At 39.4% G+C, this 22,544-nt stretch carries 22 protein-coding genes; 10 read left to right on the top strand and 12 right to left on the bottom strand.

The genetic code is table 11. The features are described from left to right. Positions 1-19 precede the first annotated feature (19 nt). Positions 20-547 (bottom strand): protein tyrosine phosphatase family protein, encoded by a 528-nt coding sequence (locus ACFI34_RS17735; protein ID WP_462674445.1) that lies wholly within the window; start codon positions 545-547, stop codon positions 20-22. Between the two features lie 32 nt (positions 548-579). Then, positions 580-978, bottom strand: coding sequence for an HIT domain-containing protein (locus ACFI34_RS17730; RefSeq protein WP_462674444.1), 399 nt, complete (start codon positions 976-978; stop codon positions 580-582). Positions 979-1,091: 113 nt separating this feature from the next. On the opposite strand from ACFI34_RS17730, the gene ACFI34_RS17725 reads away from it, so the two are divergent. Then, entirely contained in the window at positions 1,092-3,317 is a 2,226-nt protein-coding gene (locus ACFI34_RS17725; protein ID WP_462674443.1) for a S9 family peptidase, read from the top strand. A 201-nt stretch (positions 3,318-3,518) separates the two neighbouring features. Continuing rightward, on the top strand, positions 3,519-5,156 hold the full coding sequence (locus ACFI34_RS17720) for a methyl-accepting chemotaxis protein (RefSeq protein ID WP_462674442.1): 1,638 nt from the start codon (positions 3,519-3,521) through the stop codon (positions 5,154-5,156). 50 nt (positions 5,157-5,206) lie between these two features. On the opposite strand, the gene ACFI34_RS17715 is transcribed toward ACFI34_RS17720, so the two are convergent. From ACFI34_RS17715 to ACFI34_RS17705, 3 genes are all read right to left on the bottom strand, one after another. Further along, entirely contained in the window at positions 5,207-6,742 is a 1,536-nt protein-coding gene (locus tag ACFI34_RS17715) for a M17 family metallopeptidase (protein ID WP_462674441.1), read from the bottom strand. A gap of 116 nt (positions 6,743-6,858) precedes the next feature. After that, complete coding sequence (dinB, locus tag ACFI34_RS17710; protein ID WP_462674440.1) at positions 6,859-7,911, bottom strand: DNA polymerase IV; 1,053 nt, start codon at positions 7,909-7,911, stop codon at positions 6,859-6,861. Between the two features lie 73 nt (positions 7,912-7,984). Further along, positions 7,985-8,161, bottom strand: coding sequence for a hypothetical protein (locus ACFI34_RS17705; RefSeq protein ID WP_462674439.1), 177 nt, complete (start codon positions 8,159-8,161; stop codon positions 7,985-7,987). A 145-nt stretch (positions 8,162-8,306) separates the two neighbouring features. On the opposite strand from ACFI34_RS17705, the gene ACFI34_RS17700 reads away from it, so the two are divergent. From ACFI34_RS17700 to ACFI34_RS17690, 3 genes are all read left to right on the top strand, one after another. Beyond that, entirely contained in the window at positions 8,307-8,738 is a 432-nt protein-coding gene (locus ACFI34_RS17700) for an acyl-CoA thioesterase (RefSeq protein WP_462674438.1), read from the top strand. 12 nt (positions 8,739-8,750) lie between these two features. Continuing rightward, positions 8,751-9,803, top strand: coding sequence for an aldo/keto reductase (locus tag ACFI34_RS17695; protein ID WP_462674437.1), 1,053 nt, complete (start codon positions 8,751-8,753; stop codon positions 9,801-9,803). A 136-nt stretch (positions 9,804-9,939) separates the two neighbouring features. Further along, positions 9,940-10,863: an ABC transporter substrate-binding protein gene (locus ACFI34_RS17690; RefSeq protein ID WP_462674436.1), complete on the top strand. Its 924-nt coding sequence runs from the start codon at positions 9,940-9,942 to the stop codon at positions 10,861-10,863. Here the strand turns inward: ACFI34_RS17690 and ACFI34_RS17685 are convergent. The 6 genes from ACFI34_RS17685 to ACFI34_RS17660 are packed head-to-tail and all read right to left on the bottom strand — an operon-like array spanning position 10,814 to position 16,976. After that, complete coding sequence (locus ACFI34_RS17685; protein ID WP_462674435.1) at positions 10,814-11,434, bottom strand: fumarylacetoacetate hydrolase family protein; 621 nt, start codon at positions 11,432-11,434, stop codon at positions 10,814-10,816. The two genes, ACFI34_RS17690 and ACFI34_RS17685, sit on opposite strands and share 50 nt — an antisense overlap. 19 nt (positions 11,435-11,453) lie before the next feature. Beyond that, entirely contained in the window at positions 11,454-13,418 is a 1,965-nt protein-coding gene (locus ACFI34_RS17680; RefSeq protein WP_462674434.1) for a response regulator, read from the bottom strand. Between the two features lie 10 nt (positions 13,419-13,428). Next, positions 13,429-13,890, bottom strand: coding sequence for a response regulator (locus ACFI34_RS17675; RefSeq protein WP_462674433.1), 462 nt, complete (start codon positions 13,888-13,890; stop codon positions 13,429-13,431). Then, positions 13,891-15,375, bottom strand: a complete 1,485-nt coding sequence (locus ACFI34_RS17670; protein WP_462674461.1) for a sensor histidine kinase — start codon at positions 15,373-15,375, stop codon at positions 13,891-13,893. It lies immediately after the preceding gene. A 34-nt stretch (positions 15,376-15,409) separates the two neighbouring features. Continuing rightward, the gene (locus ACFI34_RS17665) at positions 15,410-15,619 is read right to left on the bottom strand and encodes a hypothetical protein (protein WP_006793673.1); all 210 of its coding nucleotides are present in this window, start codon (positions 15,617-15,619) and stop codon (positions 15,410-15,412) included. A 13-nt stretch (positions 15,620-15,632) separates the two neighbouring features. Continuing rightward, on the bottom strand, positions 15,633-16,976 hold the full coding sequence (locus tag ACFI34_RS17660) for a sigma-54-dependent transcriptional regulator (protein ID WP_462674432.1): 1,344 nt from the start codon (positions 16,974-16,976) through the stop codon (positions 15,633-15,635). 217 nt (positions 16,977-17,193) lie between these two features. Here ACFI34_RS17660 and ACFI34_RS17655 point away from each other — a divergent pair, with 217 nt between their 5' ends. From ACFI34_RS17655 to ACFI34_RS17640, 4 genes are all read left to right on the top strand, one after another. Further along, positions 17,194-17,709, top strand: coding sequence for an NUDIX hydrolase (locus tag ACFI34_RS17655; RefSeq protein WP_462674431.1), 516 nt, complete (start codon positions 17,194-17,196; stop codon positions 17,707-17,709). Between the two features lie 212 nt (positions 17,710-17,921). Continuing rightward, positions 17,922-19,301: an NAD-dependent succinate-semialdehyde dehydrogenase gene (locus tag ACFI34_RS17650; RefSeq protein ID WP_462674430.1), complete on the top strand. Its 1,380-nt coding sequence runs from the start codon at positions 17,922-17,924 to the stop codon at positions 19,299-19,301. A gap of 277 nt (positions 19,302-19,578) precedes the next feature. Then, on the top strand, positions 19,579-19,767 hold the full coding sequence (locus tag ACFI34_RS17645; RefSeq protein WP_006793677.1) for a hypothetical protein: 189 nt from the start codon (positions 19,579-19,581) through the stop codon (positions 19,765-19,767). Positions 19,768-20,052: 285 nt separating this feature from the next. After that, entirely contained in the window at positions 20,053-20,409 is a 357-nt protein-coding gene (locus tag ACFI34_RS17640) for a hypothetical protein (protein WP_462674429.1), read from the top strand. A gap of 44 nt (positions 20,410-20,453) precedes the next feature. Here ACFI34_RS17640 and ACFI34_RS17635 read toward each other — a convergent pair whose 3' ends face one another. Then, a complete protein-coding gene (locus tag ACFI34_RS17635; RefSeq protein ID WP_462674428.1) occupies positions 20,454-21,716 on the bottom strand; it encodes an IS110 family RNA-guided transposase in 1,263 nt (420 codons plus the stop codon). Positions 21,717-22,055: 339 nt separating this feature from the next. On the opposite strand from ACFI34_RS17635, the gene ACFI34_RS17630 reads away from it, so the two are divergent. Beyond that, positions 22,056-22,544 (top strand): hypothetical protein (locus ACFI34_RS17630; RefSeq protein WP_462674427.1); only part of this gene is annotated, 489 nt, incomplete at its 3' end.

Genomic DNA, 22,544 nt, shown 5'->3' with positions numbered 1-22,544 from the left:
CCTTGTAACGCCTTTATTTTTATTTGCTTATAACATCACGCACTTTAGATTCAAGGCTTTTCATCCCCCAACGTCTTCCTTTTTCTAGTGCTTCGTCAACGCTCAATCCGTCTTCATGGGCTGATATAGCGACTAAAGCACCGACCCGATTACTACTTGCACAATGAACCAAAACCGGCTCACCGTTTAGCTTTTTAAGTAAACTGGCTAAGTTGCGGGCATTTTCTACTGTAATATCTTGCGCACCAGAAATAGGTAATGCGTGATAACCCATACCAAGCGTTTGAACAAACTCGCCTTCATCCCAATCTTGTTCATTTGCTCCACGTAAATTTATAACGTGCTTCACATCTGCTTTAGACAATTGCTTTAATTGCTCTTTACTAGGCTGCGCAGCAGAATACACAAGGTTGCTATGAGCAGCAAAGTTCTTAATATCTGCCTTTTTTACAACCTCAGTATTATTTAGCGGCTCAGTAGCTGTAACATAACCGCCCGATAGCGCAATAATAAATAAGCTAGTACTCAGGGTTTTAAGTAATTTCATATTAATCCTCACTTGTGTAAATGTTTTCGCTTTTAAAAACGTGCTTTTATTTTTTCTATTTGTTCTTCAGTGTAAGGGACCGCCGCAAACTTACCCCATATTGGCGCAGGCCACGCTTTATCAGTTTTGAATCGTGCAATATGATGAATGTGTAATTGCGACACCATATTCCCTAAAGCCGCGACGTTTAATTTATCTGGGTTAAAAACCTCAATAAGTAACTTACTTAGTTTTGCAGACTCTTTTAAATACACCTCTTGATCGTCTTCAGATAAGTCGATGATTTCTTTTAAACCAGCTTGCCTTGGCACTAATACAAACCACGGGTACAGGCTATCGTTTAATAAAAGCACCTTGCACAGTGGCCAATCGGCTAACTCTATACAATCTCGTTTAAGTTCTACGGCCAGTTCAAATTCGCTATCTGTCATTGTGTTTTCCCTTGTTAATCCTTAATAATTGCTACTTTATAGCATTTAGTTGCAGTTGCACACGCTTGGCTTTACCATTCAAAATAATATTTATACTGAGCTAAGGTAACCTTGTGCTAAAAAAAATAAAACACCTCTCACTCGCTGTACCACTTATTGTGGGCGCTATCAGTGTTCAAGCAAAACCTTTATCGCTAGAACGCATTTTTGATGATCCAAGCCTGTCAGGTAAATCTCCCGTTCAACTTAAATTTTCGCCAGATGGAAGCCGTGTAACTTACCTACAGGGTAAAACTGACGACTACAACCGCTACGATTTGTGGGAATACAACCTAAAAGATAACACTAATCGTGTATTGGTCGATTCAGCTGAATTATTTTCTGGCCCTGAAAACCTATCAGACGAAGAAAAAGCACGCCGCGAACGCCAACGTATTTTTGGTAAAGGTATTCTAGAGTACACATGGTCAGCCGATGGCAAAGCACTTTTATTTCCGCTTAATGGCGATCTGTACTACTACGACTTAGCCTCAGCCAAAAGTAAAAAACTGACCAACACAGATGCATTTGAAACCGACGCACGCTTTTCGCCAAAAGGTAACTACGTATCGTTTATACGAGAGCAAAACCTATATGCGTTAGCACTTAATTCAGGTAAAGAAATTCAATTAAGCCAAGATGGCGGCGGTGTTATTAAAAATGGTATGGCCGAATTTGTAGCGCAAGAAGAAATGAGCCGCATGACAGGTTACTGGTGGTCGGGCGATGAAACTAAAATTGCTTACACCCGTGTTGATGAGTCACCTGTTAAAGAAGCTATTCGTAACGAAATATACGCTGACGAAGTAAAGTTATTTAATCAGCGCTACCCTTTTACCGGTACTGACAACGTAAAAATTCAGTTAGGTGTGGTTAAATTAAACGATCAAAAAGTTGATTGGATTGACTTAGGTAAAGACGAAGATATTTACATTGCCCGCGCAAAATGGTTAAAAGACAGCAAAACGCTTTCTTACCAATGGCAAAACCGCTCACAGCAAACTTTAGAACTACGCTTTTATGACTCTGAGTCTAAAAAGCAAAAAGTAGCCCTAACCGAAAACAGCGATACATGGATCAATTTGCATTTTGACCTCGTTTTTTTAAAAGACAAAAAACACTTTGTGTGGGCATCTGAGCGCGATGGGTTCAAGCACCTATACCTTTACCGCACAAATGGACAGTTAGTTCGTCAAATTACATCGGGTGACTGGGCTGTTGATAGCTTAAAAGGCGTTGATGAGAAAAAAGGCATAGTGTATTTTGCTGGCAGAAAAGATACACCTCTTGAAAGCCATTTATACAGCGCGCCTTTATTTAAAAAAGGCGACTCTAAACGAATCACTGAAAAAGGCCAGTACCACAACATAGTGCTTGCAAAAGATAGTAAAACGTTTATCGATACAAGTTCTTCAGTAAACAAACCAAACTCAGCAGCACTGCGCAAAGTTAACGGCGAATTTATTACTTGGCTTGAAGAAAACAAGTTAGATAACAGCCACCCACTTACACCTTATTTAAGCAATTTAGCAACACCTGAGTACGGCACGTTAAAAGCCGACGATGGACAAATAATGTATTACCGCTTGTTCAAACCAACTAATATGAGTGCGGGTAAAAAGCACCCAGTCATTGTTAACGTATACGGCGGCCCGCATGCTCAACGCGTTACAAACAGCTGGCGCAGCAAAAATTTATACTTTCAATATATGGCGCAGCAAGGTTATGTAATTTTTCAACTTGATAACCGTGGTTCGTACAACCGTGGTAAAAAGTTTGAAGACGCTATATATAAAAACCTAGGTGACGTTGAAGTAGCAGACCAAATTAAAGGGGTCGAATTTTTACGTACACTTGACTACGTAGATACTAAACGCATTGGTATATACGGCCATAGCTACGGTGGCTATATGGCTCTTATGACCATGTTTAAAGCTGGTGACTACTTTACTGCCGGTGTATCAGGTGCGCCTGTAACTGATTGGGCATTATACGACACTCATTACACCGAGCGTTATTTAGGTCACCCTGATACAAATGCAAAAGGGTATGAAGCTAGCGCAGTATTTCCATATACCGATGGTCTAAAGGGACCACTTATGATTTATCACGGTATGGCAGACGACAATGTATTGTTTACTCATGCAACTAAACTATTTAAACAACTGCAAGACAGTGAAAAACAGTTTGAAATGATGACCTACCCAGGTTCAAAACATAGCTTGCGCGGTAAGCAAGTTCAAACTCATTTACACCAAACTATTACGAATTTCTTTAACCGTCATTTTGATGTTAAATAACAAACAGTAACTAACTTATTAAGGCTGATTTTTTAATCAGCCTTTTTTATTTAAAACGAGTATTAAACTCAGTCTTGGTTAAATGGCTCAAATACAGCTGCAGATTTAACCTCGAAATATAAACAAGCCCTAGATTAAATGCATATTTTTACTAAACTTATTTGATGCACTTTTTTGTGCAAATAAATAAAGGATACGCACATGCTTAATCTTCGACGTTTTAGTATTTTTCAGCGTTTTGCTATGTTGGTTGGCATTGTTATTTTTGGCTTAATTGTGTTGAGTGTTTCTAGCTTAAATAACCAATATAAAGCCCTTAAATACGAACAATACCTAAAAACACAAAATGTAGTGGAAACCGCTTATAGTATTATTGAACACTTTTACACACTCGAACAAAACAACACACTCACACAGCAACAGGCGCAAACGCAGGCAATAAGTGCAATACGTGCCCTTCGCTACGATAAAACTAATTATTTTTGGATAAACAACTACCAACCAGAAATGGTAATGCACCCAATAAAACCTGCCCTAGAGGGTAAAGATTTAACAAACAATAAAGACCCAGACGGTAAAGCGTTGTTTGTTGAAATGGTAAATATTACTAAAAAAGACGGCGAAGGCTTTATTCCTTACAAATGGCCAAAACCCGGCGAAGAGCAACCCGTTGATAAAGTTGCCTTTGTAAAAGGGTTTAACCAATGGCAATGGATAATTGGCTCGGGTGTATATTTAGATACCATAGATGCTGCTTTTTCGTCTCAACGTAACCTTATTATTATAAATGCTGTGGTGATGATTGTAGCTGTTATTGCATTTAGCTACTTTATAGGGCGAAGTGTGTTACTACCGACACGACTTGCCGCTAACATGATGAAAGATATTTCGCAGGGTGAAGGCGACTTAACCCGCACTTTAAATGAAGAAGGTAACGATGAAATTTCGAAGCTATCGCATTCATTTAATTTATTTGTTTCAAAAATGCGTGAATCGTTGGTACATGTGTCGCAAAGCGCAAACGATGTTAACGAACACGCCCATACCGTTGATGACTCAACAAAAACTAGTCAATCATTCATAGAGCTACAAAACGACAGCTCGACACAAGTTGCAGCAGCAATGGAGCAAATGACCCATCAAATACATGATGTGAGCAGCAACGCAGAAGCCGCAGAGCAAGCCGCTAACGATGCCGCACAAAATGCATCAACGGGTAAACACGTAGTCGCAGAAACAATAACCGCTATAGAAACACTCTCGACAAACATCGAAACAGTAAGCCGTGTAACAGAAGACTTAGCAAATGAAAGCCAAAACATAGGCTCTGTACTTGATGTAATTAGAAGTATTTCTGAACAAACAAACCTACTCGCGCTTAATGCTGCGATTGAAGCCGCACGTGCTGGTGAGCATGGTCGGGGGTTTGCTGTGGTTGCTGACGAAGTGCGCACACTTGCCAGTAGAACGGGGCAAAGCACGGATGAAATTCAATCAATGATCAGTAAGCTACAAGAAGGTACCCGTGCGGCTGTAGATGCAGTAAGAGCCAGCCAAGCGCTTTCTGTATCAACGGTCGAACAGGTATCTTCTGCTAATAACTCACTCAATGAAATTGAAAGACTCGTTTCTATTATCACTGAAATGAATAGCCAAATTGCACGTGCAACAGAGCAGCAAACTCAAGCTGCAGATGAGGTAAACTTACGCATAAACGATTTATCTCAATCAACTGAGCAATCGTTAGATAACACCAAGCAACTTAACAGCGCAAGTAACAAGCTCAAACAAAGTAGTACGGAGCTTTCATCTGTTGTTAATCGATTCAAATTAAATTAAGTAAAAAAAGCCCTGTTTAACAGGGCTTTCTCATTTAAGCAGTTAACTACTTATAAGCAGTAACAGGCAAATAAACTAGCAACAGATGCTGCTGTTGGTTTGCCATGTTGCCAATCACCGCCTTCAACACCACTTCCTGCAATATCCATATGCACGTAGGGTAATGGCTGTGTAGAGTCTGTTCCGTGTTTATCAAGCCCGCCAACTACAGCTAAAAACGCCATAGGAAATTGATGACCACGTGCAGTAACCGCTGAGGCGGCGTTATTACTTGAAAGAACATCATCTGCTAACGTACGTGGCTTAATAAAATCGTAATCTTCACGGCGCGACCGCGATACTTCAGCACCATCTGCCCATAAATCGCCACAATCAGCAATTTGGCGAGACACTTTAGCAAGCCTTGCTGGGCCATTTTCTACATAGGCACCATAAGGGCCCATTGCTCGTGCGGCATGACCTGTAAGCGTTGCAACAGTAAATAGTGTAGGGTTAACCTCGGCTTTAGCTAAATCTTTCATTTCGCTTAGTAGATCACCCATTGCTAAACGCCCTTCAGCATCAGTATTACCAATGCGTACGCGCACACCTTCACGGCTGGTAATTATCTCATCAGGTACAAAACAATCAGACCCAATTGAATTACGCACAACCGCTAAAGAAGCAATAACCTTTACACCTTTTGGTTGATAATCAGCAACGGCCTTCATAAAGCCTGCAACCGACGCTGCCCCCCCCTTATCACGACTCATACCAGCCATGTAACCACCCACTTTTAAATCAGCACCGCCGGTATCGTAAACAAGGCCTTTACCAACAAACATAAGTGTACGGGTCACTTCGCCCTCAGGTACATACTCAAGTTTTACAACGCGTGGATGATGGCGTTCAACCGCATAAGATGCACGCGCAACAGTACTTAACATGGGGTAATTTTTATTAATAGCCGTAATATCGTCTATTACATCAACGGCTATATTTGTGCCTTTAAATAAATCAACACAGTAATCAGCAAAGCGAGGTGGCGCCATGCGCTCAGGCTCGGTACCACATAAGTCACGAGCAGCGTACTGGCCAGCCGCAATAGCATTAGCAGCTTTAACTGTTTGTGAACTCGCATTAATTAGCCCAATAGTGGCTATCGGCTCAATCTCTTCGCCGTAGTACTCACGCGCTTCTAAAGGCTGCCAAAGCGCTTGGCACATACCTAAAAATGCAACTTCTAGCGCATGCTGATAACGGCTATCACCTGACAAACTTGGTAAAAATAAGGCCGGGTTTACACTACCTGATAACTTAGCTTCATTGATTGCCAGTTTAGCGGCATCAAAATAACGACGAACATCGTCGTAGTCTCTATTTAGCGGCCCCGTTGGCGCTAAAATTACACGCTTATTTTCAATAACAAGTAAGGTTACCTGCTTGCCAATGCGCGCATCAATTTTTGACTGAGCTAAAACTGCATCACGTAGCGAATTATTAGGTAATTGAGAAAAGTCATCACTTATGATGATCAGTGCGTCATGTGATGCACATTCAAGGCTAGCGCTTGTTACTTGGGCTAACACTGCTTTAGGGTATGCCATAAATACAGGTCCTGTTAAAAACATAGACCTTTATTATCGTCGATTTGTATATTGAAGACCAGTAAGATGCGATAAGCGTTTAATTTATCTAAAACGCTTGTTAAAAATTTTACGCATTAATCCAAAATGCTCAATTGTAAGTTACGCTCTGGCTGGCTTTTAATACCGACGCCAATACCTAATAATCTAACAGGCTGCTGCAACCCTCGTTGGTACGCCTTAGTAAGTAACTGCACAAAAATTTCGGTGTTTAATTGGTGATAAGCCTGATCGGCTGACGTAACCACAAAATTAGCAAATTTCACTTTTACACTCAGTTTGTTGATACGACTTTGTAATTGTTGCTTATCAAGCCTACGCGTTAATTCATCAATTAAGCTAGGGATCTGATCCAAACATTCTTGGAGGCTGGTTTTATTGTATTCGTAGGTGTGTTCAACACTTAGCGACTTACGTATCCGCTCAGTTGAAACGCTACCAATGTATTCTCCCGCACATTTTTGATAAAGCGATACACCAAAATTACCCACATGCTGCTGCATCCAGTTCACCCCTTTTTCACGCACATCTTTCCCTGTATAAAGCCCTTTAAGATTTAATCTCTCTAATGTCACTTTACCCACACCAGGAATTTTCCCTAGCGGCAGCTGTTCTAAAAATGGGTCAACCTCATTAGGCAGTACAACAAATTGGCCATTTGGCTTATTTTCGTCACTGGCTATTTTGGCAATAAATTTAACTGGGGCCACACCAGCAGAAGCAGTTAGCCCTGTTGCGTTATATATATCAGCTCTTATTTGCTGAGCAATGAGTGTAGCACTGCCTTTACAGGCTTGGCTGTCAGTAACATCAAGGTAGGCTTCGTCAAGAGAAAGTGGTTCTACAAGGTGGGTATAGCGACTAAACACTTCGCGTATTTGGCTCGATACTTCTTTATAAACAGCCATACGTCCGGGCACAATAACCAAATCAGGACATAATTGCTTAGCATGGTAATTAGACATCGCAGAGCGCACGCCGAACTTTCTGGCTATATAGTTAGCGGTAGATAACACGCCACGCCTACTGTTGCCGCCAATAGCAAGCGGTACATTTGCAAGCTTTGGGTTGTCTCGCATTTCTACCGCCGCATAAAAGCAGTCCATATCTATGTGTATAAACTTTTTCATCACCACAATAAAGACTGTTTATTTATACAGTTATTATCATGTAATTACTATTGATAATCAAGCTTAGTGACAATTAAAAAAGACGTTTCGTGTTTTCTTGCTCTTTCATACTTCGTAGCCAAAGCAAAACTTCAAAAAAGAACCCTGCCAAAATAAGAATAATAGCACCTGAGGCGTTACCCATTGCATAACAGGTAAACGACGCTATAAAAACTAAACTAGCTAATAACCAATTAATTATATTTTGCATGTGTGTGCTCCTGTGTGTGTTTTTTAACTGTATACCAAAATCAATTGGTTACAAAGTTTTTTAAAGCCACCTAATTATAAATTCCCTTGAGCTCACTAGTTCATATTGATAATCTAAGTACTTTAAAGTTAAGAGCTATAAGTACATGCAAAGGTTCAAAGATAATCACCCTATTCATACCGACATCACTGTAGCATGGGCCGACATGGACGCCCTTCAGCACGTTAACAACGTGGTATACCTGCGTTATTTTGAAATAGCCCGAATAGACTTTTTAAATAAACTAAACTTATTCGACACCATTAAACCTGGTGGTATTGGCCCTGTTATAAGTGAAAATACTATTCGCTATAAACGCCCGGTTACCTTTCCAGACACCCTGACTGTTGGCGTGACTATTTCAGATATTAAAACCGACCGATTTGTAATGAATTACAGTATATTTAGTCACGCACAAAATGCGATAACCACTACGGGCACATCAAAAGTAGTCATGTTTGATTTTAAAACGGGTGAAAAATCGCCTATTAAAGAGCCACTTTTATCAGCCTTAGTAAAATACGCCCAAGACGAGTAATGAGGAATTCCTATGCAATACAGCCCACTTGGTAGTAGCGGTGTTAACGTTTCAAGAGTCTGCTTAGGGAGTATGACCTGGGGCGTTCAAAACACCCAACGCGATGCAGACGAGCAAATAGCCTATGCATTAGAGCGTGGCGTAAATTTTATTGATACAGCTGAAATGTATGCCGTACCTCCCTCGCCTGAAACCTACGGTAAAACAGAGCAAATTATTGGCGACTGGCTTTCTCGTAATAAACAAAAACGAAGCGACATAGTACTGGCAACAAAAGTAGCGGGTAATGGACTATCGTGGGTACGAGAGGGTGGCGATATAACGCGCCAAGCAGTTATAGAAGCGGTTGATAATTCCCTTAAGCGCTTGCAAACCGATTATATTGATTTGTACCAATTACATTGGCCTAATCGTTCAACACCGCATTTTGCAAGACAGTGGCCAGGAATACTAAAATTTAGTGATGTAGATACCCAAGCTCACCAAGCTGGCATGCTTGATATTTTAGAAGGCCTTAACGACTGTGTTAAAGCGGGAAAAATTAAACATTGCGGACTGTCTGATGATACACCTTGGGGTATTAGCCAGTTTGTAAGTTTGGCAAAAGAGCACAACTTGCCACGCATGGTGTCTATTCAAAATGAATTTAGCTTAGCTCATGCTAAAGATTGGCCTTATTTGATTGAGCAATGTGTACATGAAGATATTGCTTACCTGCCTTGGTCGCCTTTAGCTGCTGGTTTGCTAACAGGTAAATACCTAGAGGGTGCTCGTCCTAAAGGCTCGCGGTGGAGCTTCGCACAACGTAATGGTATTTTTAGAGATACCCCTAATGCCCAACAAGCAACCAAGCTATATGCAGAGCTCGCACATGCAAACAATATCACGCCAGCACAACTTGCTCTTGCGTGGTGTAATCAGGTAGATGGAGTAACGTCTTCTATAATTGGCGCCACGACAATGGCACAGTTAAAAGAAGACATAGACGCTTTTAATATCACTTTAAACGACGAAACCTTAACGAGCATTGAAACTATTTTTAAAAACTTCCCTATGCCTTATTAGCATAAGTTTGTACCTTAAAATTAATATTAAAGCAGGTAAATCACTACCTGCTTTTTTTTAACTAATAAAAATGAATGTTTATTATTGTTAATTATTACCTATACTAAAAGTATTACTTTTTAAAAAAGTCTGTGCAATGGCAAAACGCGTATTATTAATTAGTTTGTTACTTACATCGTTTACAGCGCTTGGCACTGCTAAGAAAGTAGAGCCCATTAAAGAAATAATTTGGCTACAAAGCTACACCCCTCCGTTTCACATAACTAAAAGCGATAAAGCGCCACAGGGTGGCCTTTGCGATAATCTGACAGAGCAACTAATTAACACTATCACTGATGTAAAGCATACACGGCTTGTTGTTCCACAGCAGCGCATTAATAAGTATTTAAATGAAGGTAAAAGTGTATGCTTTCCATGTGTTATTTATAAAAAGAATAATAATCACATACTCAAACTATCAAATCCAACAACGGTTTACCCACCATTTTCCGTATTAACAACCACAGAATTAGCCCCAAAATTAACAAAAAAACACGGCTCACCAATCAATTTAATTAATTTATTAGCCGATCAACACTACATTTACGGCCAAGCCGCTGCACGAAAGTTCTCAAATAAAATAAACACAATTATTAGCAATACAAAAAGCAATAATAGCTCGTCACTTAGTTGGAGTAGTGAAAATGAAAGCCAGGCTGTCATTGCGCGCTTAAGTCATGGTTTTATAGATTACTCTATTGATTACCCATTTATGGCTGACTATTTTAATAGGCAAGAAAGGTTTAATAACATAGTCAGTCTCCCTTTAGCTGGAAATGAAACTGACTTTATACGAGGTGCCGTGGGCTGTGCTGTAAAAGCAAAAAATAACTTTGCATCTCAAGCTATTAAAAAAATTAATGACGCATTAAAGGCGACCATTTTACAATCACCTGAATACATTAAAAGCCAGCATATTTTTTTAAACTCTAATTTTGCTGACTTTAATAAACATTATCAACAGCAGGTTATTAACTTTGAACAACCTTCCATTGCTGCTCCAACAAACACTGCTCATTAGCGAATAAAGCAACGGTAAATGTACTGTTTGCAACAACCTCACCAACCCCGGAAGGTGTGCCAGTCATCACTACGTCGCCATCATCTAAGTGCATAAACTCGCTAATCTCTTGTAAAATTTCATCAGGTTTATGCAACATAAAATGAGTATCGCCTTGTTGCGTAACAACGCCATTAATTTTTAGCTCAAATGTAAAATGTTGGGTGCTATCACTTAGCGCAATAAAATCACTAAAAACAACAGAGCCATCAAATGCCTTTGCGCGCTCCCAAGGTAACCCTTTATTTTTTAATTTGCTTTGTACGGTACGCTTTGTTAAATCAAGGCCTAATCCTATACCTACAAACTTTTTATTTTTTACTACAAAACATAATTCTGTCTCGTAGTGTAAAACATCATCATTATGAAGCGCTTTTAAAGAATGAGTAATGGCACTATTAGGTTTGTTAAATAACACCATTTGCTCGGGGGTTTCGTTATTTAACTCTGCAATATGGGCTGTGTAATTTCGACCCACACACACCACTTTTGAAGGCGTTAATCTTTCAGAGTCTAGTGTTATAAACTGCATATAATTTAAACCTTATGCTTTAACTTATAAGTGTTTCTAATAAGCCTAAATTTATAGGTTTTAATAAAACACGATCAATATTTAAATCCTTTATCTCTGTAGGATCAGGTTCCGCACCACTTACAATAACTAGGCGAAGTTCAGGGTAACGTTCATTAACCTGCTCACCTAAATCAATTCCACTGCCATCGGGTAAATGCATATCTAGCAATACTTTATCAAATTGCTGATCGTGGTTAAGTATTTGCAAACACTGCGCACAGCTTGATGCTATAACCGTCTCTACTCCTAAGCTTTCTAAAAGCAACTGGGTTATTTGTGCAGCATCGTCATCGTCCTCGACGAGTAAAAAGCGCTGCCTTTTTTTACTTAGCGCTTTAACTTGAATACCTTTTGCCTGAGGGGCATTTTCCGGCGACACTAAATAATCTTGAAGACATTGATATAGCGAACTGCTATCTACTGGTTTGGGTATTACATCGTTGAAACCAAGCGCGGCAAGCTCTTCGTGTATGCCTTTCATTGTGGCAGCCGTAAGCGCAATTATTGGGCCTTTGTAGCCCATTTTTCTAAGCTCAATGGTTGCTTCTTTACCACCCATTATTGGCATATGAATATCAATAAAAATGATATCGTAAGGTGCTTTGTAGGCGTCGGCTATACGTACTTTCTCAAGTGCTTGTTGGCCATGCTCTGCGTAGTCTACTCGCGCACCGCAGCTACTGATCATGTGCCCTACCAGCATACGTAGGTCGCGTAAATCATCAACAACCAATACACGCCCATGTACTTTACTGGGTGTTAATTTACTTTGTAACTGTGGGGCACTGCTAAAGTTGAGCACTTGTCGTTCAACACCACTTATGTCACCTGGGTATACCGAAATAGTAAAGGTAGACCCTTTGCCTATTTCTGAATACAAACTTATATTGCCCTGCATACGAGACAATAGCTCGGCACATATTGCCAAGCCTAACCCCGCACCGCCGACTGAGCGCGATTCAACATCCGCTATTTGTTCAAACGGTTTAAAAATAAGCTGTTGTTTTTCAGGGGCAATACCCATGCCTGAATCTTTAATGCTAAAAAAGAGCATTTCTTTGTTATCAACATGCTGCGTCCATGCCTTAACAACTATCTCGCCTTTATCTGTAAACTTAACGGCGTTATTAATTAAATTTATTAATATTTGACGAACACGCGTCGCATCAAGGCGAGCAACAAGCGGGAGTGCTTGGTCGGATTCAAAGCGTAAAGTTAAGCCTTTATCAAGCACCGACACTCGCATTAACGTATATACATCAGCAAGCATGCTATCAAGGTTTACTTCACTGAGGGTAAGCTCTAGCTTATCTGCGGCTATTTTTGATAAGTCTAATACATCATTAAGAAGGCTAAGTAAGTGCTTACCATTTCGATAAATAACCCCTAGCTCGTTTTCAGCTTGCTGACTAAAGTCGCTTTGCATTAACAATTCTGTGTAACCTAAAATAGACGAAAGCGGTGTACGTAACTCATGACTTAGGTGTGCTAAAAAACGGTCTTTTGAACGGTTTTCAGCTTCCGCTTTTAAGCGCTCTACGCGCTCACCCTCAACATCTTTTCGGGCAAGGGCGTAACGAATTGCACGGGCAAAACGGCTTGAGCTCATTTCTCCTTTAATCAAGTAATCAACAGCTCCAGCGTCAAGTGCCGCAGAATCTAGTTCATCATCCGATTGCCCAGTAAGCATAATAATAGGCCCGCTAAAGCCATTTGCTATTGCCTCTTTTAAAACATCAAGCCCATTAGATGCACCCAAGCGGTAATCTAGCAAACAAATGTCGTGCTCGTTTTTACTGAGCGTTTCTATTGCTTGCTCTGGAGAACTTATCCATTGAACGTTAAACGTATGTGAGTCTAATTGTTCCAAATAGTCGCAGGTGAGTATGTAATCATCTTCATCGTCTTCTACAAGCAGCAATTGAGTCACTTTATCTAACATACAATCTCCATTAATCGTTAAAAGTACTTGGTAGCTCTACAAATTCAACCCAGTATTTGCCTAGTACTTTCATTAAATCAACTAAGCCGTCAAAGGTAACTGGCTTGGTAATATATGAAGCAGCACCTAAGTTGTAACCTTTAACCATATCTTCTTCTTGTTTCGATGTAGTTAAAATAACAACTGGAATCCCTTTTAAATTTGGGTTTGCTTTAATCGCTTCTAACGCCTCGCGTCCATCCATTCTTGGCATGTTTAAATCAAGCAAAATAAGTCCAGGGCGAGGAGAAATCTCTTTATCAGCAAACTTGCCCTTTCGCTCTAAGTACTCAAGAAGCTCAACACCATCTTCAACAAAGTGAAGCTCATTGAGCACTCGACTTTCAGCGAGTGCATCTTGCGTTAATAAGCGATCATCTTCGTCGTCGTCAGCCATTAAAATAGTAATTGGTTTAACTTTTGTGTAGGGCATTTAAGCCTCTCCTTGCAAAGTGAAAAGCGCAGCTTCCACTGGTAGTTTTATAATGAAGGTTGCACCTTCACCGTCTTTACTTTGAGCTGTAATAGTACCGCCATGGCGCTCTACAATCCGTCTGCACACAGAAAGACCAATACCTGTCCCTTTATATTGTGAGCGACCATGTAAACGCTGAAACGGTACAAATATTTTATCAGCATAGTCTTGAGAGAACCCTATGCCATTATCCTTTATAGTAATTACTTGAAAGCTTAATTCCGCATTGTGATCTTCATTAAAAATAGCCTCATGTTCGTAACTAATTTTTATATGCGGACTCACATCTGGGCGTCTAAACTTAACCGCATTCGAGAGTAAGTTTAAAAAAAGTTGCTGCATTTGGCTTTTATCTGCTTGAATAACAGGCAACTCTGCCACTTCAATTTGTGCATCTGACTCTTTTATTGCAATCTCTAAGTCGCTAAGAATATCGTCAACTACTTCATTTAAGTTAGTATCATCAAAGTCTTTACCACGCGTAGTAACACGCGAAAACTCTAACAAGTCGTTAATTAAGTTCGACATTCGCTGTGCGGCGTTTTTCATACGGCCAATATAATCTAAGCCTTTTTCACCTAAATCATCTTTGAACATGGTTTCTAACCGGTCACTAAATGCTTGAATTTTACGAAGTGGCTCTTGCAAATCATGGCTTGCCACAAAGGCAAACTCCTCCAGCTCTCGGTTACTTCGGCTTAACTCGTCTGAATACAAAGTGAGCTCTTGTGTGCGCTCAGATACCTTACTAGCCAATTTTTCGTTTTGTTTCTCAAGATCAAATCGATATTGAGCGGCATTTCTGAGGTTTAAGCGTGTCATTACAAACATACCAATAATCAGTATTGCGCTAGTAATAGCGGTAATAGCAAACGTAATTTTAGCTTCGTTTTTAATTTGAGCGAGTTTAGAGAAATGGCTTACCTTAAACAGTAATTCACGGTCTTGAATATCATTAACCCGTTCACGAATTTGCTTATAAAGCTCTCGGCCTTTGTGGGTGTTTAAAATAGCGAGTGCACGGCGCTCTTTGTCATCAAGCGCTAAGTTAACTGTTTTTTTAAGCTCTTTAATTTTACTTTGTACTAAAACAAGCAGTTGGGCTATTCGTTCAGACTGACCATCAATTTCCGAATGCAGTGATTTAACATGGTCTGTTTGTGCTTCTAACTGGCCAATTGCATCGAAATAAGGTGTAAGGTAATCATCTTCTTCCGTTAATAAATAGCCACGCTGCCCAGACTCAGCCTGTACAATAGATAAATGCAATTGCTCTATTGCCGAACTTAGCATGCTAGTGTTGTCTAAGCTTTTTTGTGTTTGGGTTAACCCTTGAATTGTATTTAATGCCAAAAAAGCATTACCCACAATAATAGATAACACCACAACTATAAAAGCCGCCCATGTAACATTCGCTTTACCTTGTTGTTTTTGCATGCTTATTTAGTTTCCTGTTTGCGCATAAAACACGCTTTCATCATTGTGAATCAACAATTTTTTGTAAGCTTTCACTGCATTGTTGGCAATTGCTAATAATTTTATTTAGTGCCTCGAGTGCCTTTTCTTTTGGCATATCGTTTTCAAGTACTAACTTAATTAGTTCAGCATTCATTGAAATACGATTTAAAGGGGCTCTTGCGTCATGAACTAATTTATTAAGCGGCTCCGGTTGATTGTTCTGTGTCATGTTACCTCTCAACTTATTTATACTCGCCAATACCACCGTAAGCATTAAGGCGGTTATAAAGTGTTTTAGTGCTTATACCTAGCATTTGTGCGGCAAGTGTTTTATTCCCTTGTACCTTGTCGAGCGTTGCATGAATAAGCTCTTTTTCAACTTCTTCTATGGTTTGTCCAGCCGACACTGCGTTATCAGCACTTTGATTATTGACACGTGAAAATGGCGACTCTAGATTATCAGGCAGTGTCACTTCGCCTGATTTAGGGTCACTCATTATAAAGGCGCGGTGAATAGCATGGCGAATTTCACGCACATTGCCCGGCCACTCATAACTTTGTAGCTCTTTAAGCTGTGCAGCAGTCCAACTAAATGCGGTGCCATTCTCATCGTTTAGCTGGTCTAAAAATGCTTTTGCTAATAATGGAATGTCGTCTTTTCGATCTCTTAAAGGTGGTATATCAATAGGAAACACTGCGAGTCTAAAGTAAATATCTTCACGAATAACGTTGTTTTGAGCCAAATCTTCTAACGAACGGTTAGTTGCAGAGATTACTCGACAATTGGTTGGAATTTCTTTATTGCCCCCTACACGCGTTACTTTTTTAGTCTCAAGAACACGTAATAAATTAGGCTGCATATCAATGGGCATTTCGGTTACTTCATCTAAAAACAAAGTACCGTCGTTTGATTGCTCAAACACCCCTTCTTTACGCGCAATTGCACCTGTAAATGCGCCTTTTTCATGGCCAAATAATTCACTGCCAATCAGTTCTTTTGAAAGTGCACCACAGTTACTAGCCACTAAAGGGCCTTCGCACTGGCTTGCATTGTGTATTGCCTGAGCCACTACCTCTTTACCTGCACCACTTTCGCCCATTAACATGACATTGGCATTTGTTTTAGCAACGCGCTCAATCATGTTGTAAAGTTTTTGCATTGGCTCTGACTCGCCAATTAAGCTGCCAAAATGACGCGTAATACCACTGGTTTTAGCCTTTTTAACGGCTACTTTTTTAGGGCCATTTAAAACAAGCTCTAAATCTTCCCGTTGTAGTGGTTTTAGAAGGTGGCTAATATTAGGCTCGCACATATCAGCTAATATTCCCTTCACTGAAGGGTGGCCCGATATGAGTGTAATTTTTGGAGACTGGCCAATTATTTTTAAATGGTCAAGCAAATGAAGTCCGCTTCCATCAGGTAACATGAAATCAAGTAGCACATGATCAAAGGTATTATTTTCAAACCATTGGTGTGCTTCTTTTAAACTGGTTGCGGTGCTTATATTATGGCCGAGGAATTCGACTATGTGGCAAACAACGTCACTAAATTCAACGTCATCATCTACTAAAAGTATGTTTAACATGATAAATCCCTGTTCTTTTTTTTTATTCTACGCACCCTAAGAACTAATTTAAAGGTGCGTATTGAGCTAATCTTTTAAAAATTAATGATTTGTTGTTCCATAATATCAGCCTTCTATTTACGTAAGCTGAAAAAAAACGATCACAATAAAAATAATTTTTATTTGCAACTAATACTTATACCACTGATATACTCACTTTTTAATAGAAGGAGATGAAATGCAGCAATTAAAAACCCTAATCCACTCTGGTATTAATATAAACCAAGGCACTCATTTCACACGCATCACAGCGCGTGCCATAGTAATAAAAGGTAATAAAATACTGCTTATGTACACCAATCGTTATGACGATTACAGCCTACCGGGCGGTGGTGTAGATGAGGGCGAAAGCATTGAAAAAGGCTTAATTCGCGAACTAAATGAAGAAACCGGTGCGCAGAATATCACGGTAATTAAAGACTTCGGGCTCTACGAAGAATACCGCCCTTGGTATAAAGACGACTTTGATATTATTCATATTAAATCGTATTGCTACGTGTGTAATATTGCCGATGAGTTTGGAAAAGCAAAATTAGAGCACTACGAACAGCAAAATGGCATGACTGCAAAGTGGGTTGATATAAACGATGCAATTGCACACAACGAGCGCACATTAGCTAATAGTGAAAAACAAGGCCTTTCTATTTTACGAGAAACCTACCTGCTCAAACAAATTGCACAAACACTTTTCTAACGCTATTTAACCCATTTATAAGTTTGTAAATTTTGCACTGACCAGTATTTTTTACCTTCCCTAATTTAAAAAATTATAAAAGAAAAAGTAAAACAATAATTTAAAAACAAAATAGCCATTATTAATCAAAAGGTTAACCTTAGATTATTTATTAGATTATATTGGCCTTTGTTTTGCACCTACTTGCTTACATAAATTGTAAGGAGATAGGAATGAGCAATACAGTTAAAACGATTAATCCGGCAACTGAGCAAACCATCGATACCTACACGCTACTTTCTCAACATGAGGCTGAGCAAGTAATCGAAAAATCTCACGAAACATATTTAAAATGGCGTTTGACGTCGTTTGAAGAACGTGCAAAACATTTAAATGCCCTAGCAACCCTTTTTGAAGAACAAAAAGAAGCCATTGCTAAATTAATGACCGAAGAAATGGGTAAAGTGTATGAGCAAGGCTTTCAAGAAGTTGAACTATGTGCCGGAATTTGTCGTTATACCGCTGAAAACGGCCCACAAGTTTTAGCGGATGAAGAACGAGACATGGACGGTGGCCGCGCCATTATTAGTTACCAACCTACGGGTGTTTTATTAGGCATTCAACCTTGGAACTTCCCGCTTTATCAAGTTATTCGCTACAGCGCAGCTAACATTATGGCCGGCAACACGACCGTACTTAAGCACGCAGGTAACGTTTTTGGCATGGCTGAAAAAATCGAAGCCCTATTTAAACAAGCTGGTTTTCCTGAATACTGTTTTAGTAATTTATTAATTGATGGCAAAACGGCAAGCAGCCTAATTGCCCACAAAGCAATTAGCGGTGTGACCTTCACTGGTAGTGATGGTACGGGTAAAAAAGTAGCCGAAGAAGCCGGTAAACACGTTAAAAAAACAGTACTAGAACTTGGCAGTAACGACGCTTACTTAGTGTTAGACGATGCTGATTTAGAACTAGCAGTTAAAACCTGCGTAATGGGCCGAATTATTAACAACGGTGAAACCTGTGTATCAGCAAAACGTTTTGTAGTGGTTGAGTCACTTTACGATGACTTTAAAGCACAAATTAAAGAACAATTTGAAGCCCTTAAAATGGGCGACCCCATGGCTGATGACACAGACCTTGGCCCAATGGCACGTGAAGATTTACGCGACGGTATTCATGACCAAGTCATGCAATCGGTTAAAGCAGGTGCAAATATTGTAACGGGTGGTGAAATTCCATCGCAAACGGGTTACTACTACCCGCCTACAATTCTCGATAACTTATCGCCGGGCATGCCTGCATACGACGACGAATTATTTGGCCCTGTCGCTTCACTTATTAAAGCAAAAGACAACGACGATGCTATGCGCATTGCCAACGACTCTCGCTATGGTTTAGGCGGGGGTATTTTTTCAAAAGATGAGAAAAAAGCCATTGAACTAGCTAAAAAGCACTTTGACACCGGTATGATCAACATTAACGGTTACGGCCTTGCACAGCCTAATCTACCGTTTGGTGGTGTTAAAGAAAGTGGCTACGGCCGAGAGCATGGTGGCTTTGGTATGCGCGAATTTGTGAATATTAAAAGCATTATGATTGCCAACGCATAATAAAATGCAACTACCTGTTATTGAATAAAATAGCAGCAATAAATATTAAACCTAAAAGCGAATTGCCGCTTTTAGGCTTTTTTATGCTTAACAAATAAAAGCTCGCAAAGCGCTAATAATCAAAAATAGTTTAGCAAACATACACTGTTACAAATTTAGGGTTTTAAGCCAGCTTAATGGCTGCTAACTTATTTACTACTTATTAAATATTTCATAAAAAGCTGAGTGCCTTAATAGCAAAAGTCTCAATTAAGTAGAGCAGCATAAAGGATTAAATATGAATAAAACGATAAAAAAATTAGTCGTTATTGCAGCGGTTGCATTGTCAGCAGGCGCTTTAGCACAAACCTACAATGCATATAACCACAAAAAAATGGCTGCCATTGAATGCGGTGGTGAACAAAACATAAAAAGCGTTACAAGTAAAAAGTTTGAATGCATTGAGCAAGCTAGAAAAACACTATAAATGCGACAAAATCAGAGCTTAAAAATAAGATAAAAACCCGAGGGTTGGCCTAAAAGGCAACGATGAATTCACAATGCAAAGCAACCTTTACCAAGGTGAGCGCTAGTTTGGGAATAATAAGAGGAAACTTTCCTTTTTTCTACATGCTTAAATAACCTAAATTAAGCATAATATTTATAGCTGGCAATAAGTTACACTATTTGCTAATAATAGAAACTCATAAAATAAGGACCTTTTTACGCAAATATGGGGAAAGTGTCCTTTGATTAAATTGTTAGGTATACAATGAGAAACGTCTTACTATTACTATTACTATTCGTATCTAGCTGCGCTCAAGTAGAATACGTCAATGAAGAATCACCAAGTTTTTGGCTGAAAAAAGCGAAGTTTGACTTACCGCAAGGCACTAAAAAAGAAGACGTTATTTCTTGGTTTCTAGATAATGGTTTTAAAAATTATAAGTATGAAGCGCCAAATAAAGAGTATAAATTTATGTTTGGCTTTAGTAATGTATCGGCTCTCGTATCTACAAGCTCTGGTGGCATTGCTTGTAATTGGTATCATACTACGCTTGTGATCAAGCTTACTCCCGAGGGGGTGGTTCATGGTCATGACTTAACGGGTTCAGGTCAGTGTTTGTAGCTGTATACCTAACAACACGCCCTGAGGTGGACGACTAGTGAAATTTAGCTATTAATTGCAAATTTTAAAAGTGGTGAGCCTCTGCGTTTCAATGCTGCTAAATACGTCGATTCATCGTAGGGTGTATTCGTTTTCCAACACCTAAATACAATCCTTATCCATTTAAATGCCAGTGATCTAATAATGCTGTTATGCGGCTTACCCTTGGCTTTTTGTTGCTCATAATACGCTTTAGCCCAAAATGAATATCGAATAGAAAAGCCTGCCCATTCTACAAATGTTTGCCTTAAAAAAGTGGGGCAACTATAACGCCAATGCGTCCACATTTTTTGACCACTGCGCTCAATAACAGGTGCTATACCAGCGTACTTTTGAAGTTCTGCAGCATCATTGTAACGCGCACGATTACTCCCAAAAGCAACAAGTAAACGTGGGCCGAGTTGTGGTCCTGCGCCGGGTAAGCTATCAAATATCTTTTTATCCTGCTGGGCTTTATAAGCCGATTTTATTGCTTTATCGAGCTTTTCAATGCCCTTTAATAACACTTTAAATTGCGTGATAAGCACTTCAACGAGCATTTGATTAGGCACAATTACTCCTTCGTCCAGAGTTAATGGCATCGCATTTTTAATACTGTCTAATCGTGCATTATTAACCGTGCAATAGTGTGAATTATGACTCTCAAAAAAGTCGAGTAAAGTCTGTTTTCTTGCTTTTTTAACTGCAGTGAGCGATGGCCATTTCTGAATGAAGTCGCAGAATATATACGTGTCCTTTTCTTTAAACCATTCAAGCGCCTGCGGGTAATAATTCTTTAATGTCGCCGTTATTTTATTGGATAAATCGACACTGTCTTGCACTAAACTTCGGCGATATTCAACAAGCTGAGACAGCGTTCGCATAGCTGCTGACTCGGGCTCAATGACAGAGAGCTTATCCATGTGTAACTTAAGAATTTCAACTTGCAGAAAGGCATCTGATGGGTCATCTTTTGCGCCACTGGGCGTAAAAGCCTGGCGATATTTAGCAACAGCACAAGGATTAACGGTGAATAAAGTAAGGTGGTCGTATTTAGCTAATGCATAAATAAGCGGGCCTTTTTTAAGTTCGCAAACAATCGCTATTTTCTGGTCTGGATAACGCTGTTTAATATCCATAGCCCATTTATGCAACGCTTCAGGTCTGTGTGTAACAACGGTGTAATGATATTTATTAGTGCTTGTTGGATGCTCACAAATATCATGTTTTTTATCGGCCCAATCGATGCCAATGAGTGCAGCAAAATTATCAACGTTATATGCTTTCATTTTATAGCGCCTACGGTTAAAGTTAAGGACGGAATGTGCTTAAATCTCGTTTCTCGCAGGTCTTATAGATAGTCTTGGTCGGCAATCCCTGAGTATGCGTTTTGAAATCGAGGTGCTCTGTTGGCTCGAACGTCTTGTTAAAAACATTGGATGTTTGTCATTCAATATTCGTAACCAACAGAAGCATATTCCACTTAATATAATAGTCAGTTACTTTTAAATTAAGTGGCTTGGTCGAACTATAAGTCACTTAAAAGGACAAAAAACAGTTGGTTTTCACTCCTTCGTCGTTTATTTTAACCAACAATTTTTTGCCTCTTAGTGAGGCGTTAGGTTTATATGAAGCTATATCACATTACAGATCCCGCAATCGCAGAAAAACTTATAGTAGAAAGAATTTTTATACCCGGTGGGAAAGGCGAGTTTAACAACGACAATGGTATGAACTTATTTTCCTTTAAAGCGGGTTATAGAAAATCCCAATATTTCGAACATGAAGGTGTTAAGCTCATAGTTAAATGGGAAAGAAATTGTGTCATAAAAACACATCAAAACACCTCACCTCCATTAAAGGGAAACGTACTGCATTATCAATATCCTTGGCGATGTTTTGTTAGAGATAATGGGGAAAACAAAAATTTAAGAGTGTTAGGGGTGTTGCCGCAAGACGACGAAATATTCGACTCGTTTTTAACTAATCAGAAAAGCAAAATTGTTAAGTATCCTTTTCTTAGAACTCTTAACATTGAAGAGAAACGAAAATTCTATTTAAAAAGTGTTTATGATTTTTGTAAAACTAACCCTGTTTATATTCAAGTGGCTAAAACC

This window comes from Pseudoalteromonas sp. PSi26 (genome assembly GCF_054960575.1).
Note: the sequence above shows the minus strand (reverse complement) of the source record. Positions and strands in the feature narration are given on the sequence as shown.